This is a genomic window from Mixta hanseatica, from assembly GCF_023517775.1.
Lineage (GTDB): Bacteria > Pseudomonadota > Gammaproteobacteria > Enterobacterales > Enterobacteriaceae > Mixta > Mixta hanseatica.
The window spans coordinates 3,537,803-3,552,661 of sequence record NZ_CP082904.1 but is presented as its reverse complement, the minus strand read 5'-3'; the positions used below and the strand labels follow the sequence as shown (position 1 = coordinate 3,552,661).

The window sequence follows — 14,859 nt, the reverse complement described above, 5'->3', positions numbered from 1 at the left end:
GTGGGTTAATAGCTGCCGGATGCTTTCTCCTTCAAGAAAATAAGCCAGCAAAGCCGTCGCCCAGATAAACCAAACGCCCCAAAGCAGGTTATAGTTCATAACGTTTTTACCGAACCCGAAAAACCAGCCGTGCAACCGTAATGAATGCGCATGAATAAGCTGATACCGATCTGTCGGTCACCTATTCACGCGTTAAAACAGCAGGGCGGGCCTGCGATACGCATCTTAAGAGGGTCAATGCCTTTCCCTGCGAGACAGGTTGAAAAACGCGCTTACATCGCCTCACCATACTATGCGCATCAACGCAAGCGGGGAGGACCGACAGGACTTTTATTCAAATTTGTGATCTGTGTCAGAAGTTTGCTGTAAGGGTTGATCGCTATCATTTTAATTATTCCTGGTAACGAATATTCTCGCTGAAGCGTTTCAGTAGAGGCAGTTACCCTGTTTTACGGTGGATTGCACTGGCGGAATTTTCCCTGTACAAATCGTAACGGCTGGCTCAGTCTATCGGCACGTTTTTATCAGGTTCTGACGCAGGAGATTTATGACCCTTCGCGTAGCGATTAATGGCTTTGGCCGTATTGGACGCAGCGTATTACGTGCGCTGTACGAAACCGGCCGTCGGGCAGAAATTAGCGTTGTCGCTATTAATGAGCTGGCGGAATCCGCCGGTATGGCGCATCTGCTGAAATATGATACCAGCCATGGCCGCTTCGCCTGGGAAGTGCGTCAGGAGCGCGATCTGCTGTGGGTGGGCGAAGATACTATTCGTCTGCTGCATCAGGCGCATATCGCCGATCTGCCTTGGCGTGAACTAAACGTTGACGTGGTGCTGGACTGTACCGGGATTTGGGGCAGCCGCGCGGATGGCGAAGCTCATCTGCGGGCTGGCGCGAAGAAAGTACTGTTTTCCCATCCCGGCGGTAACGATCTGGACGCCACGGTGGTCTTCGGCGTAAATGAGCAGGCGCTTAAACCCACCGACCGCATTATCTCCAACGCCTCGTGCACCACTAACTGTATTATTCCGATTATTAAGCTGTTGGACGACGCTTTCGGCATCGAATCCGGTGCCATAACCACTATCCATTCCGCGATGCACGATCAGCAGGTGATCGATGCCTATCACAGCGATCTGCGCCGTACGCGAGCCGCCAGCCAGTCGATCATTCCCGTTGATACGCGGCTTGCTGCGGGTATCGGGCGCATCCTGCCGCAGTTCCACGATCGCTTCGAAGCGATCGCCGTGCGGGTGCCGACGATCAACGTTACCGCGATGGATCTGAGCGTCAGCGTACGCGCCGCAGTCACGGCCTGCGAGGTAAACGCCGTGCTGCAAAATGCCTCAGCGGGGTCTTTTAGTGGTATAGTTGACTATACGGAAATGCCGTTAGTCTCGATCGATTTTAATCACGATCCGCACAGTGCCATAGTGGACGGCACGCAAACGCGGGTCAGCGGTCACCACCTGGTTAAGACATTAGTCTGGTGTGACAATGAATGGGGCTTTGCTAACCGGATGCTCGACACCACGTTAGCCATGGCCGCAAGTGGTTTCAGGTAAGACGCGGATGCGTCTGACAAAACTTATGAGAATCAACGAGAGGGTTCACCATGTCTGTAATTAAGATGACCGATCTGGATCTTGCTGGTAAACGCGTTCTGATCCGTGCCGATCTTAACGTGCCGGTTAAAGAAGGGAAAGTGACGTCAGATGCGCGTATTCGCGCTTCGCTGCCGACTATCGAAGCTGCTCTGAAACAGGGCGCGAAAGTAATGGTGACTTCCCATCTGGGACGTCCGACCGAAGGCGAATATAACGAAGAGTTCTCTCTGCTGCCGGTAGTTAACTACCTGAAAGAGAAACTGAGCGGTACCAACGTGACCCTGGCGAAAGATTACCTTGACGGCGTAGAAGTCGGCGCGGGCGAGCTGGTAGTGTTGGAAAACGTGCGTTTCAATAAAGGCGAGAAGAAAGACGACGAAACCCTCTCGAAAAAATATGCCGCTCTGTGCGACGTGTTCGTTATGGATGCATTCGGCACCGCGCACCGCGCACAGGCTTCCACACATGGCGTAGGCAAATTCGCGCCGATCGCCTGTGCCGGTCCGCTGCTTTCCGCCGAGCTGGAAGCGCTGGGCAAAGTAATGAACAACCCGGCCCGCCCGCTGGTGGCGGTGGTAGGCGGTTCTAAAGTGTCTACCAAGTTCGACGTGCTGAACTCACTGGTTAAAATCGCTGACACCGTGATCGTCGGCGGCGGCATCGCCAACACCTTCGTGGCGATCGACAACAACGTGGGTAAATCGCTGTATGAGCCAGATTTCGTTGAAGCCGCGAAAGGCCTGCGCGATCAGTATGGCATTCCGGTGCCGACCGACTCGCGCGTAGGTACGGAATTCTCTGAAACTGCACCGGCTACGGTGAAAAAAGTTACCGAGATCGCCGACAACGAAGAGATTATGGACTTCGGCGATGAAACGGCGCAGGCGCTGGCGAAAGTGCTGAAAGAGGCGAAAACCATCCTGTGGAACGGCCCGGTAGGCGTGTTCGAATTCCCGAACTTCCGTAAAGGCACCGAAATCATCGCTAACGCGATCGCTGACAGCGAAGCGTTCTCTGTTGCTGGCGGCGGCGATACGCTGGCGGCAATCGATCTGTTTGGCATCGAAGATAAAATTTCTTATATCTCTACCGGCGGCGGCGCGTTCCTTGAGTTCGTGGAAGGCAAAAAACTGCCAGCGGTCGCTATGCTCGAAGAGCGTGCTAAACAGTAACTTTTAGGGCAGGGCGTCACGCTCTGCCAGAACGTATTGCCCAGCTTACTTAAATGGGCGTGAATCCGTAACACGGCCGACGAAACAGGACAAAACAGATGTCTAAAATTTTTGATTTCGTAAAACCAGGCGTTGTCACCGGTGATGACGTACAGAAAGTATTTCAGGTAGCGAAAGAGAACAAATTCGCCCTGCCAGCAGTTAACTGCGTAGGCACCGACTCTATCAACGCCGTACTGGAAGCCGCGTCTAAAGTTAAAGCGCCGGTTATCGTACAGTTCTCTAACGGCGGTGCAGCCTTTATCGCAGGTAAAGGCTTTAAATCTGACGAGCCGCAGGCTGCCGCTATCGCCGGTGCGATCGCTGGTGCCCATCATGTGCATCTGATGGCGGAAAAATATGGCGTGCCGGTGATTCTGCATACCGACCACTGCGCGAAGAAACTGCTGCCGTGGATCGACGGTCTGCTGGACGCGGGTGAAAAACATTTCGCTCAGACCGGTAAACCGCTGTTCTCTTCCCATATGATCGACCTCTCTGAAGAGACGCTGGAAGAAAACATCGAAATCTGCAGCAAGTATCTGGCGCGTATGGCGAAAATGGATATGACGCTGGAGATCGAACTGGGCGTAACCGGTGGTGAAGAAGATGGCGTAGATAATTCCCATCTCGACAGCTCCGCGCTGTACACCCAGCCGGAAGACGTGGATTACGCGTACACCAAGCTGAGCGAAGTGAGCCATCGTTTCACCATCGCCGCTTCCTTCGGTAACGTACACGGCGTTTACAAGCCGGGTAACGTGGTTCTGACGCCGAAAATCCTGAAAAACTCTCAGGAATATGTGTGCCAGAAACATAACCTGCCGCACAATGCGCTGAACTTTGTGTTCCACGGCGGTTCTGGTTCTTCTGCTGAAGAGATCAAAGAATCTATCGATTACGGCGTAATCAAAATGAATATCGATACCGACACCCAATGGGCGACCTGGGACGGTATTCTGCAGTACTACAAAAAGAACGAAGGCTATCTGCAGGCGCAGCTGGGTAACCCGGAAGGCGACGATAAGCCGAACAAGAAATTCTACGATCCACGCGTTTGGCTGCGTGCTGCACAGGCTTCCATGGTTGTGCGTTTAGAGCAGGCGTTTAAAGAGCTGAACAACATCAACACGCTGTAATCGCGTATTGGTGATAAAAGGCCCTACGGGGCCTTTTTTTATGGCGTTTTGGTGCAAAAGTGTAACCTTTATCGTCACTTATTTGGCGAAGCGGATTGTTATTGTTTACCCTTGGTGGAGGGCGCATCAGCGCTTAGCGATAGTTTTGACGATTTTTTTTGAGGAAAGATAACAGGGTGGATAGATGGAAGATTTAAATGTGGTACACGGGATAAGCAGCGCAGGCGGCTGGCTGGTCCATAATCAGGCGTTGCTGATCGGTTATGCGGTTAATATCGTGGCGGCCTTTGCCATCCTTATTGTCGGGATGATCATTGCGCGCATCATTTCAAACGGCATCAACCGTCTACTGGTTGCGCGGCATATTGATGCCACCGTGGCGGATTTTCTGTCAGCGCTGGTGCGTTACGGCATTATTGCCTTTACCCTGATCGCCGCGCTGGGACGCGTCGGTGTACAAACGGCTTCGGTTATCGCCGTATTGGGTGCGGCAGGTTTGGCGGTAGGCCTCGCGTTGCAAGGCTCACTCTCTAACCTGGCTGCGGGCGTACTGCTGGTGACGTTCCGTCCGTTCCGTACCGGTGAGTTTGTCGATCTGGGCGGCGTGATGGGTACCGTGCTGCACGTGCAGATTTTCTCTACCACGCTGCGTACCGGCGACGGCAAAATCGTCGTGGTGCCGAACGGTAAAATCATTGCCGGCAATATCATTAACTTCTCACGCGAGCCGGTGCGCCGTAATGAATTTATTATTGGCGTCGCCTACGACGCTGATGTCGATCAGGTCATTTCGCTGCTGCGTGAAGTGGTGGATGCCGATCCGCGCGTACTGCAGGATAAAGGCGTGCAGATTGGATTGAATGAACTGGCGGCCTCCTCGCTGAATTTCGTGGTGCGCTGCTGGAGCAATAGCAGCGATCTGCAGGATGTTTACTGGGATCTGATGAAAAACTTTAAGCGTACGCTGGATGCGCACGGCATCGGCATCCCATATCCGCAGATGGATGTTCACTTGCATCAGGTAAAATCTTCTGACGAGGAAAAAGCCAAAGCTGAAACGGCCAACGTCTGATCAGCAATGACCTGGGCTTAGCCAGCATTGGCAAAGCAAAGTCAGCAGCGGGCGAGGTTAAACCTCGCCCGCTGCTGTTATTAGCCCTGCTGATATTCCATTAATTCTTTCCATTTCACCCTCTGCCTTGCGCGCTATACACTGCCCGCCATTATCATTATCGGGAAGGAATTTATGCTATCCGTATATTTTCAGGGGCTTGCTCTGGGCGTAGCCCTTATTCTGCCGCTGGGGCCGCAAAACGCGTTCGTGCTTAACCAGGGTATCCGTCAGCAATACCATTTGATGACCGCCGCTCTCTGCACGCTAAGCGATATTATTCTGATTTCCGCCGGCGTTTTCGGCGGCAGCGCGCTGCTGAATCAATCGCCGCTGCTGCTGAACCTGGTGACCTGGGGCGGCGTCGCGTTTCTGTTGTGGTATGGGTGGAGCGCGTTGCGTACGGCGCTGAGCGTTGATATCTCCCTGGCCAGCACGCAGCTAAAGCAGCAGAGCCGCTGGCGCATTATCGCTACGCTGGTGGCGGTCACCTGGTTAAACCCACACGTCTATCTGGATACCTTTGTCGTGCTGGGGAGCCTGGGCGGTCAATTGCCGGCCGAGGCGCGCCGCTGGTTTGCGTTGGGCACCGCCAGCGCCTCTTTTATCTGGTTCTTTAGCCTGGCGCTGCTGGCGGCCTGGCTGTCGCCGCGTCTGAACACGGTGGGCGCGCAACGCATCATTAATTTATTCGTCGGCGTAGTGATGTGGTTTATTGCGTTAAAACTGGCCTGGCAGGGGCTGGCGGGCTTTTAAGGCGCGGCCGACAGCATTAAGTGCGGCGGGGCGGCAAAAAAAGAAACTTTTGCCACAATAAAAACTCAGAGGAACACGCATGTCGCCCACGGCTGGCTTATGGCAGGCTTGCGTGGCCGTCATGGCAACTGCCAATACGGCGCCCCGTTAATTTGTTTTGTCTTCAAGGAGGACCTTTCGTGAAACTGAAAGCACTGGCTCTGGCCGCAACGATGGGATTAAGCACCGCGCCATTGATCGCCCAGGCGGATGAGCTGCCCAACGGGCCGCATATTGTCACCTCAGGACAGGCGAGCGTGGATGCGCGCCCTGATATCGCCACGCTGGCGATAGAAGTCAATGTTTCTTCAAAGGATGCCGCGGAAGCGAAAAAACAGGCGGACGATCGCGTGGCGCAATATTTCGATCTGTTGAGTAAAAACGGTATCGAGAAAAAAGATATTGATGCGGCGAACCTGCGTACCCAGCCGGAGTATGACTATACCAAAGAGGGCAAGTCGGTGCTGAAAGGTTACCGTGCGGTGCGCCAGGTACAGGTAACGTTGCGCCAGCTGGATAAGCTGAACGATTTATTGGATGGCGCGCTGAAGTCGGGGCTGAATGAGATCCGTTCGGTAGAATTGGGCGTAGCGAATCCGGATGATTATAAAGCGAAGGCGCGTCAGGCGGCGATTGAAAACGCCACACAGCAGGCGGCGGCGCTGGCAAAAGGATTTAACGCCAAGCTGGGACAGGTTTACAGCGTGCGCTATCACGTAGCCAACTATCAGCCGATGCCGATGGCGCGCATGTATAAAGCCGCCGACGCCGCGCCCATGACCTCCGCTGAGCAAACCTATGAGCAGCAGAGCATACATTTTGACGATCAGGTCGATGTGGTGTTTGAGCTACAGCGCAACTAGTTGCACCCGGCAGAGATGCCACCTGAATAGCCTAACGTACTCCACACGCCTTAGGTTGCGGGAGCAGGGTGCCTGCACGGGAAGTGCAGGCCGATCGTAAAGACGCAAAAAACGTCATCCCTGACAGCTCGGCCCGCGCCGTCCATGGCGCGGGATGCTTTACTCTTCTGCCTGCACTCCCCGCGCCTTAGGCTTTGGGTGTTAAAGCATCTGCAACAACGCAGGCACGTTGTTAATGCGCAGGCAAACATGACTTTCACCGTGCCCTAACCGCTAAGCGCTTCCTCTTCCTGACGCAGCACGCGATGACCGTGCGCCAGCAGCGCATCGGTAACTTTGCGCATCAGGCGGCTTTCCGGCGCAAAGCGGTGCCAGTAAAGCATCCGGCGTTGGTAAAGACCGGGCGTCAGATCGATAAGCTCGCCGCTGGTCAGCTCTCTTTCGATTTGCAGATGCGGGATCATACAGCAGGTCGAACCCTGGCGCGCCAGCTGCACAAACGCCTCAGACGAGTTAACGATATGGCAGGGAACGCTACCGGGCGACAGGTCGAAGTTCTGCTGTAAAAAAGCCTGATGCATATCATCAAGATGATCAAACGCCACCGCTGGCGCTTTCAGCAGCGCCGAACGCGTTACGCCGTTAGGAAAATAGCGTGCGGCAAACTCAGGCGAGCCAACAAACAGGTAATCCAGCGCGCCAAGCCGATCTACCAAACAGCTGGGCAGCGGCTGCGGCTGAATACTCACGGCGCCCACTACCTCACCGCGACGTAAGCGCTCCTGGGTGCGGGTTTCATCTTCCACCTGTAAATTCAGGCGTACCGGCGAATCGGTCAACACCTCTTTTAGCGCGGGCAGCAGCCAGGTCGCCAAACTGTCGGCGTTTACCGCCAGCGACAGCAGCAGGGGCGTGGTGCCGCCGTTTTCATCGCCCAGCCACTCATCCTCCAGTAGCTCTACCTGATGCAGCAGGGCCAGCAGCTTTTGTCCTTGCTCGGTCGGGCGGGGCGGAATAGTGCGCACCAGCAACGGTTGGCCGAACATATTTTCCAACTGCTTAATACGCTGCGAGACCGCCGACTGGGTAATGCAGAGCTTTTGCGCCGCGCGCTCAAAGCCACGCTCGCGAATCACAGCGTCCAGAGCCTGAAGCGTTCGATAGTCGGGTCTTTTCATTGTTATTCTGTTCTCCTTCAGGAATGCCGGGACACTATGCCATAAAATTAGGATCTTGCCGTGGCGGATAGCGACAGCAGTTTGTGCACTGCTTTGCAAAGCGACAAAACGCCGCGCATCCAATACGCATTTTAGCCAGAGCTTGTTTTATACTACGCGCACACCATTAGCATAGGTTTTAAACATACCATGACGCAGGATGAACTGAAAAAAGCAGTAGGCTGGGCCGCGCTGGATTATGTCACGCCAGGGACGATTGTCGGCGTCGGCACCGGATCGACCGCCGCCCACTTTATCGATGCGCTCGGCTCGATTAAGCATCAAATCGAGGGCGCTGTTTCCAGCTCGGATGCCTCTACGCTGAAGTTAAAAAGTTTGGGTATTCCGGTATTCGATCTTAACGAGGTAGATTCTCTGGCGGTGTACGTTGACGGCGCCGATGAGATCAACCCGCAAATGCAAATGATCAAGGGCGGCGGCGCGGCGCTGACGCGCGAGAAAATCATTGCGGCGGTAGCGGATAAGTTTATTTGTATCGCTGACGCCTCCAAGCAGGTAGATGTTCTCGGCGGCTTTCCGCTGCCGGTGGAAGTGATTCCGATGGCGCGCTCTTATATCGCGCGCGAGCTGGTGAAGCTGGGCGGCCTGCCGGAGTATCGTCAGCATGTGGTCACCGATAACGGCAACATTATTCTCGACGTGCATAATCTGAGTATCGTTAACCCGGCTGAGCTGGAACGCGCCATTAATGCGTTGCCTGGCGTGGTAACGGTAGGTCTTTTTGCCGCCCGCAGGGCTGACATTGCGCTGATTGGCGGCCCTGACGGCGTAAAAACTATCACCAAATGATCTGGCTGGCGCGCGCGCCGCGCCGGTTATTTCTTGTTAAAAAACATCTTTTCTGCAGAAGGCTTAATTTGGTGACTTATGTCACATAATGGTAAGCCGCAACGTTATCATTCTGTCGGTAAGGCGCTTCCCATCATAATCTGTTGTCTCCAGCCCCATCCACATTTGCCCATGCTAAGCACCAGGCAATCGTTTGTATTGCCGCGCGCGTAAATTTTGATATTTTGACAGAAGGCTGGCTTATTACAGCCTCTTCTGAAGTCTGCAAAATAGGGTCGGGAAATGGCAAAAGTATCGCTGGAGAAAGACAAGATTAAGTTTCTGCTGGTGGAAGGCGTTCACCAAAGCGCGCTGGATAATTTACGTGCGGCAGGTTACACCAATATTGAATATCACAAAGGCGCGCTTGATAGCGAAGCGTTGAAAGCCTCCATCCGCGATGCGCACTTTATCGGTATTCGTTCCCGTACTCAGCTGACTGAAGAGATCTTTGCCGCGGCTGAAAAGCTGGTGGCCGTAGGCTGTTTCTGTATCGGCACTAACCAGGTGAATTTAGACGCGGCGGCAAAGCGCGGCGTGCCGGTCTTCAATGCGCCGTTCTCTAATACGCGTTCGGTGGCGGAGTTGGTTATCGGCGAAATGCTGCTGCTGATGCGTGGCATCCCTGAAGCGAATGCCAAAGCCCATCGTGGCATCTGGAACAAGCAGGCTGCCGGCTCGTATGAGGCGCGCGGTAAAAAACTGGGCATCATCGGTTATGGCCATATCGGCATGCAGCTGGGCGTGCTGGCGGAAAGCCTGGGCATGCATGTCTTTTTCTATGATATTGAAAACAAGCTGCCGCTGGGCAACGCGACGCAGGTAGCGCATCTGTCCGATCTGCTGAATATGAGCGACGTGGTCAGCCTGCATGTGCCGGAAACTCCGTCGACCCAAAATATGATGGGCGCGGAAGAGCTGGCGCTGATGAAGCCGGGATCGCTGCTGATTAACGCTTCACGCGGAACGGTAGTGGATATTCCGGCGCTCTGCCAGGTGCTGGCGAATAAACATCTCTCCGGCGCGGCTATTGATGTTTTCCCGGAAGAGCCGGCGACCAATAGCGACCCGTTTAACTCGCCGCTGTGCGAATTCGATAACGTCATCCTGACGCCGCATATCGGCGGCTCGACGCAGGAAGCGCAGGAAAATATCGGCATCGAAGTGGCCGGGAAGCTGGCAAAATATTCCGATAACGGCTCTACGCTCTCTGCCGTTAACTTCCCGGAAGTTTCGCTGCCGACGCACGGCGCGCACGTGAGCCGCCTGCTGCATATCCATGAAAACCGACCGGGCGTACTAACCGCCATTAACCAGATATTTGCCGAGCAGGGCATCAATATCTCCGCGCAGTATCTGCAAACTACGCCGATGATGGGCTATGTGGTGATCGATATTGATGCGGAACTGGATGTCGCCCATAAGGCATTGACGCTGATGAAGGCGATTCCGGGAACGATGCGCGCCCGCCTGCTTTACTGATTACGCGCTTTTATCACCCATCACGCCGCCCTTGTAAGGCGGCGTTTTACTTTTCCCACTGCCACAGGCGGGAAGGGGTTAACATCGCTGGCAGCGGAATATCCCAGCTTTCGGTCGGCAGCGTATCGACCTGCTGGCAGTCGTGCGCCAGGCCAATGGGAAGAAAGCGATGGCTGCGCCAGTGCTGTAAAGTGCGATCGTAAAACCCGCCGCCCATCCCCAGGCGCTGTCCCTGCTTATCAAACGCCACCAGCGGCACAAACATCACATCCAGTTGGTCGAGTGGAATAATCTGTCGGGCATCCAGCGGCGGCTCCGGAATACGTAAGCGATTAGGGGTTAACAACGTTTCCGGCGTATAGCGGATAAATAGCAGATTCCCCGCCGAAAACGGGTGCAGCACCGGAAGATAAACCTGTTTATGCTGCTGCCACAGACGGGCAATCAAGGGACGGGTATTGAGTTCGCCATCAACTGAAAGAAACAAGGCGATATGCTGCGCCCGATCGATCGATGCGACGTTTAAGGCACGCTCAGCCACGCTATTTGCCGCCAGCGTTTGCTGTTCAGCGCTCAATCCACGCCGTAAATGGCGTACGTGGGTACGTATGGCTTGCCGTTCGAGTGATAAAGACATGGGGATACCTGAGCCAGCGGGAATGGTGCGAATATAGCACAAAGCCGGCTAAGGGTTTATCTCCAAAGCGATACGTTACCGCTGAGGAAAAGAAAGGAATCTCCGAGATGCCGCCGTAGGCTGTAACCCTTGAACCCTTGGTTCAAGGTGAATGTGTCGTCGTAACCATTAGGCTTCCCGGACGGACCGGGCATGCACACAGGCTGCGGAGCGCCACACTCTGTGGTTTTGAAATATCGGCTCAGGGGACTGGCCCACTTGCAAACATCTCAGAGAAATTGTACTTCACCGCCACTGTATCACAGCAGGCCGTAAAGTGTTATTCGAACTTCGCACCCTGGCGTTCAGTTATGCGACCTTGCTCAAGCAATGCCTGTTCAATGGTCTGCTGCAGCATGCGTATGCGTTGTTCCATATTAGCAGCGTAGTCACGGGTTTTCCCCTTTTCCTGCGCCAGCTCATGGCAAATGTTCAACGCAGCGATGAACACCAGCTGCTCTGTATTTGTGACTCTAGTGCGAACTTTCAGATCTTGCAACCGCTGATTGAGATCTTCTGCCGCCGCGTTCAGCGCATCTTGCTGTTCAGGCGGACAATTCACGCGTAACGAACGTCCAAAAATCTGAATATCTACCGGTTGTGCAGACATGCCACCTTCCTGACTGATTACTGCGCCCGCATCGTTCTGAACCTGCTCCGGCTCAGAAGGGGCGCCACTATATCTACCCTTGCGTGAAGAAACAAGCCCTTTCTGGAAACCTCAAGGCACCTGGTGGTAGCATAACACGAACTTACTCCGCCAACGATGATAATGCATATGTCTACAGATAACACACAGCCGGGCTATCAGGCGCTGGCATCCCTCCTGACCCAACAGGGGGTAGGAATGACGCCGGCTGAAATGCACGGCTTGATCAGCGGCATTGTCTGTGGTGGCAACAAAGATCACAGCTGGAAAGCGCTGGTACACGATCTCACAAACGAAGGGCTGGCCTTTTCACAATCGCTCTCGCAGCCGCTGCAGGAACTGCATGCGCATATCCAGGATACGCTGGAAGAAGAGGGCTTTATGTTCCAGCTGATGCTGCCGGATGAAGACGAAAGCAGCGTCTTTGAACGTGCCGATGCGTTAGCGGGATGGGTGAACCATTTTCTGTTAGGGCTGGGCGTAACGCAGCCTAAACTGGATAAAGTCAAAGGCGAAGCGGGCGAGGCGATCGACGATCTGCGCACCATCGCGCAGCTTGGCTATGATGAAGAAGACGATCAGGAAGAGCTGGCTCAATCAATGGAAGAGGTTATCGAGTATGTACGCGTAGCCGCCTTGCTGTGCCATGAAACCTTTAACCCGCCGATGCCGCCGGGCGCGCCGGAAGTCAACAAGGTGACGCTGCACTGATTATTTGTCAGCGCCGCGCGGCGGCCTAACTCAGGGAGAAGATACGGATGATTACGCTGGATACTTTTTTGCAGCGGCGCCAGGCGCTGTTGTCGCGTATGGCTGCGGGCAGCGCGGCGTTAATTTTTGCGGCGCCGGAAGTTACGCGCAGCGCGGATAGCGAATATCCCTTTCGCCAGCACAGCGACTTCTGGTATTTCACCGGCTTCAACGAGCCTGAAGCGCTGCTGCTGCTGATTAAAAGCGACGAAACCCATAACCATAGCGTGCTGTTCAACCGCATACGTGATAAGCAGGCGGAAATCTGGTTCGGTCGGCGTTTAGGTCAGGAGGCCGCGCCGGAAAAGCTGGGCGTCGATCGCGCGCTGCCCTGGGATGACCTGAAGGAACAGCTTCATCAGCTGCTGAACGGGCTGGATGTGGTTTACCATGCGCAGGGTGAATATGAGTTTGCCGATCGTATCCTGTTCAGCGCGCTGGACACGCTGCGTCGCGGCTTTCGTCAGAATTTACAGGCGCCGAATACGCTAATTGACTGGCGCCCCTGGGTGCATGAGATGCGTCTGTTTAAAGGCCCGGAAGAGCTGGAAATATTACGCCGCGCCGGAAAAATCAGCGCCCAGGCACATACGCGCGCCATGCAGGTCTGCCGCCCAGGCATGTTTGAATATCAGCTGGCGGGCGAAATTCATTATGAATTTACCCGTCACGGCGCGCGGCATCCTTCCTATAACACCATCGTTGGCGGCGGCGAAAACGCCTGTATCCTGCACTACACCGAAAATGAGAGCGAACTGCGCGATGGCGATCTGGTGCTGATCGACGCCGGCTGCGAGCTGCACGGCTATGCAGGCGATATTACACGCACCTTCCCGGTTAACGGAAAATTCAGCGCGCCGCAACGGGCAATTTATAACATCGTACTGGCTTCGCTGTACAAAGCGCTCGCACTGTTTCGTCCCGGCATCAGCATTCGCGAAGTGAACGAAGAAGTGGTGCGGGTGATGGTGAGCGGGCTGGTAGAACTGGGCATAATGCAGGGCGATATAGAGCTGCTGATTGCTGAAAACGCCCATCGACAGTTCTTCATGCATGGCCTGAGCCACTGGCTGGGACTGGATGTGCATGATGTTGGCCATTACGGTACCCCAGACCGCGGACGCCTGCTCGAGCCGGGCATGGTGCTTACCGTCGAGCCGGGGCTGTATATCGCGCCGGACGCGGACGTGCCGGCAGAGTATCGCGGAATCGGCATTCGCATTGAGGATGACATCGTGATTACCGAACAGGGAAATGAAAATCTTACCGATAGCGTGGTCAAAGACGTTGACGCTATCGAAGCGCTGATGGCGGCAGCGCAGCAGGGATGAGCGTGATCATCGCCGGAGGCGGCATGACCGGCGCAACGCTGGCGCTGGCGCTCTCACATCTGACGCAGGGTTCGCTGCCGGTTACGTTAATCGAGGCGATTGCGCCAGGCGAACGCGCGCATCCGGGCTATGATGGCCGGGCGATTGCGCTGGCGGCGGGCACCTGTCAGCAGCTGGCGGCGATTAATCTCTGGCCTGCGCTCGCCGACTGCGCTACGCCGATTACTCATGTCCACGTGAGCGATCGCGGGCACGCCGGATTTGTTAACATTGATGCCGCTGACTATGAGGTTAAGGCGCTGGGCAATGTGGTGGAGCTGCATGAAGTGGGAAACCGCTTATATCAGCGCTTACGTCAGGCGCCTGGCGTGACGCTGCGTTGTCCGGAGCAGGTAAGCCGCATTGAGCAGCATCAGGATCATGTCAGCGTCACGCTGGGCAGCGGGGAGCAACTACAGGGAAGCTTGCTGGTGGCGGCGGATGGTTCCCATTCCCGCGCGGCTGCCGCCTGCGGCGTTCAGTGGCAGCGGGAGGATTACCAACAAATCGCCGTTATCGCCAACGTGACCACGCAGATAGCCCCACAGGGGCGCGCATTTGAGCGCTTTACCGAGCATGGTCCGCTGGCGTTACTGCCGATGTCGCATGGTCGCAGCTCGCTGGTCTGGTGCCATCCGCCGATGGCTAAATCCCGTATCGATAGCTGGAGCGACGCCGAGTTCTTGGCAGAGCTGCAGCAGGCATTTGGCTGGCGACTGGGGCGCTTTACGCAGGTGGGACAGCGCACCAGCTACCCGCTGGCGCTGCAAAGCGCCAGTCGAACGGTTGCGCATCGCCTGGCGCTGGTGGGCAATGCGGCGCAAACCTTACATCCGATTGCTGGTCAGGGGTTTAACCTCGGCATTCGTGACGTGATGTCGCTGGCTGAAACGCTGGCGGTGGCGCAACGCCAGCAGGAAGATCCCGGCAGCTTTGCCGTACTACAGCGTTACCATCAGCGGCGGGAGCCGGATCGTGCCGCCACCATCGGCGTGACCGATGGACTGGTGCGGCTGTTTGCTAATCGCTATCTGCCGCTGGCAATAGGGCGTAACCTTGGTCTGATGACAATGGATAATTTACCCTGGCTGCGCAACCGCCTGGCGGAGCGTACGCTTGGCTGGGTAACGCGCTGAAA

At 55.3% G+C, this 14,859-nt stretch carries 14 protein-coding genes and 1 other RNA gene; 11 read left to right on the top strand and 4 right to left on the bottom strand.

Going from position 1 to position 14,859, the window contains the following annotated elements; translation table 11 throughout:
- The first annotated feature begins 547 nt into the window (after positions 1 to 547).
- The 6 genes from epd to K6958_RS16885 all read left to right on the top strand — a co-directional run bounded on the left by epd (position 548) and on the right by K6958_RS16885 (position 6,728).
- Positions 548 to 1,567, top strand: a complete 1,020-nt coding sequence (gene epd, locus K6958_RS16910; protein WP_249892197.1) for an erythrose-4-phosphate dehydrogenase — start codon at positions 548 to 550, stop codon at positions 1,565 to 1,567.
- Positions 1,568 to 1,617: 50 nt separating this feature from the next.
- Positions 1,618 to 2,781 carry a phosphoglycerate kinase gene (gene pgk, locus K6958_RS16905; protein WP_249892196.1) on the top strand — a complete coding sequence of 388 codons (1,164 nt, stop codon included), beginning with the start codon at positions 1,618 to 1,620 and terminating at the stop codon, positions 2,779 to 2,781.
- Positions 2,782 to 2,879: 98 nt separating this feature from the next.
- On the top strand, positions 2,880 to 3,959 hold the full coding sequence (gene fbaA / locus K6958_RS16900) for a class II fructose-bisphosphate aldolase (RefSeq protein WP_249892195.1): 1,080 nt from the start codon (positions 2,880 to 2,882) through the stop codon (positions 3,957 to 3,959).
- Positions 3,960 to 4,143: 184 nt separating this feature from the next.
- Positions 4,144 to 5,031: a small-conductance mechanosensitive channel MscS gene (gene mscS, locus K6958_RS16895; RefSeq protein WP_249892194.1), complete on the top strand. Its 888-nt coding sequence runs from the start codon at positions 4,144 to 4,146 to the stop codon at positions 5,029 to 5,031.
- A 174-nt stretch (positions 5,032 to 5,205) separates the two neighbouring features.
- Entirely contained in the window at positions 5,206 to 5,826 is a 621-nt protein-coding gene (gene argO / locus K6958_RS16890; protein WP_249892193.1) for an arginine exporter ArgO, read from the top strand.
- 179 nt (positions 5,827 to 6,005) lie between these two features.
- Entirely contained in the window at positions 6,006 to 6,728 is a 723-nt protein-coding gene (locus K6958_RS16885; protein ID WP_249892192.1) for an oxidative stress defense protein, read from the top strand.
- A 266-nt stretch (positions 6,729 to 6,994) separates the two neighbouring features.
- Here the strand turns inward: K6958_RS16885 and K6958_RS16880 are convergent, their stop codons facing one another.
- Positions 6,995 to 7,906: a LysR family transcriptional regulator ArgP gene (locus tag K6958_RS16880; protein ID WP_249892191.1), complete on the bottom strand. Its 912-nt coding sequence runs from the start codon at positions 7,904 to 7,906 to the stop codon at positions 6,995 to 6,997.
- Between the two features lie 189 nt (positions 7,907 to 8,095).
- Between K6958_RS16880 and rpiA the strand changes: the two genes are divergently transcribed.
- On the top strand, positions 8,096 to 8,755 hold the full coding sequence (gene rpiA, locus K6958_RS16875; RefSeq protein WP_249892190.1) for a ribose-5-phosphate isomerase RpiA: 660 nt from the start codon (positions 8,096 to 8,098) through the stop codon (positions 8,753 to 8,755).
- 282 nt (positions 8,756 to 9,037) lie between these two features.
- The gene (gene serA, locus K6958_RS16870; protein WP_249892189.1) at positions 9,038 to 10,276 is read left to right on the top strand and encodes a phosphoglycerate dehydrogenase; all 1,239 of its coding nucleotides are present in this window, start codon (positions 9,038 to 9,040) and stop codon (positions 10,274 to 10,276) included.
- A gap of 46 nt (positions 10,277 to 10,322) precedes the next feature.
- On the opposite strand, the gene K6958_RS16865 is transcribed toward serA, so the two are convergent.
- The 3 genes from K6958_RS16865 to zapA all read right to left on the bottom strand — a co-directional run bounded on the left by K6958_RS16865 (position 10,323) and on the right by zapA (position 11,562).
- The gene (locus tag K6958_RS16865) at positions 10,323 to 10,913 is read right to left on the bottom strand and encodes a 5-formyltetrahydrofolate cyclo-ligase (protein WP_249892188.1); all 591 of its coding nucleotides are present in this window, start codon (positions 10,911 to 10,913) and stop codon (positions 10,323 to 10,325) included.
- 95 nt (positions 10,914 to 11,008) lie between these two features.
- A non-coding RNA gene (gene ssrS / locus K6958_RS16860) (6S RNA) lies at positions 11,009 to 11,192 on the bottom strand.
- Positions 11,193 to 11,232: 40 nt separating this feature from the next.
- Positions 11,233 to 11,562, bottom strand: a complete 330-nt coding sequence (gene zapA / locus K6958_RS16855; RefSeq protein ID WP_085070241.1) for a cell division protein ZapA — start codon at positions 11,560 to 11,562, stop codon at positions 11,233 to 11,235.
- 168 nt (positions 11,563 to 11,730) lie between these two features.
- Between zapA and K6958_RS16850 the strand changes: the two genes are divergently transcribed.
- The 3 genes from K6958_RS16850 to ubiH are packed head-to-tail and all read left to right on the top strand — an operon-like array spanning position 11,731 to position 14,857.
- Positions 11,731 to 12,312, top strand: a complete 582-nt coding sequence (locus K6958_RS16850) for a YecA/YgfB family protein (protein ID WP_249892187.1) — start codon at positions 11,731 to 11,733, stop codon at positions 12,310 to 12,312.
- A 47-nt stretch (positions 12,313 to 12,359) separates the two neighbouring features.
- A complete protein-coding gene (pepP, locus tag K6958_RS16845; RefSeq protein ID WP_249892185.1) occupies positions 12,360 to 13,682 on the top strand; it encodes a Xaa-Pro aminopeptidase in 1,323 nt (440 codons plus the stop codon).
- A complete protein-coding gene (ubiH, locus tag K6958_RS16840) occupies positions 13,679 to 14,857 on the top strand; it encodes a 2-octaprenyl-6-methoxyphenyl hydroxylase (protein ID WP_249892184.1) in 1,179 nt (392 codons plus the stop codon). The genes pepP and ubiH overlap by 4 nt, the downstream gene beginning before the upstream one ends.
- Positions 14,858 to 14,859: the final 2 nt, after the last annotated feature.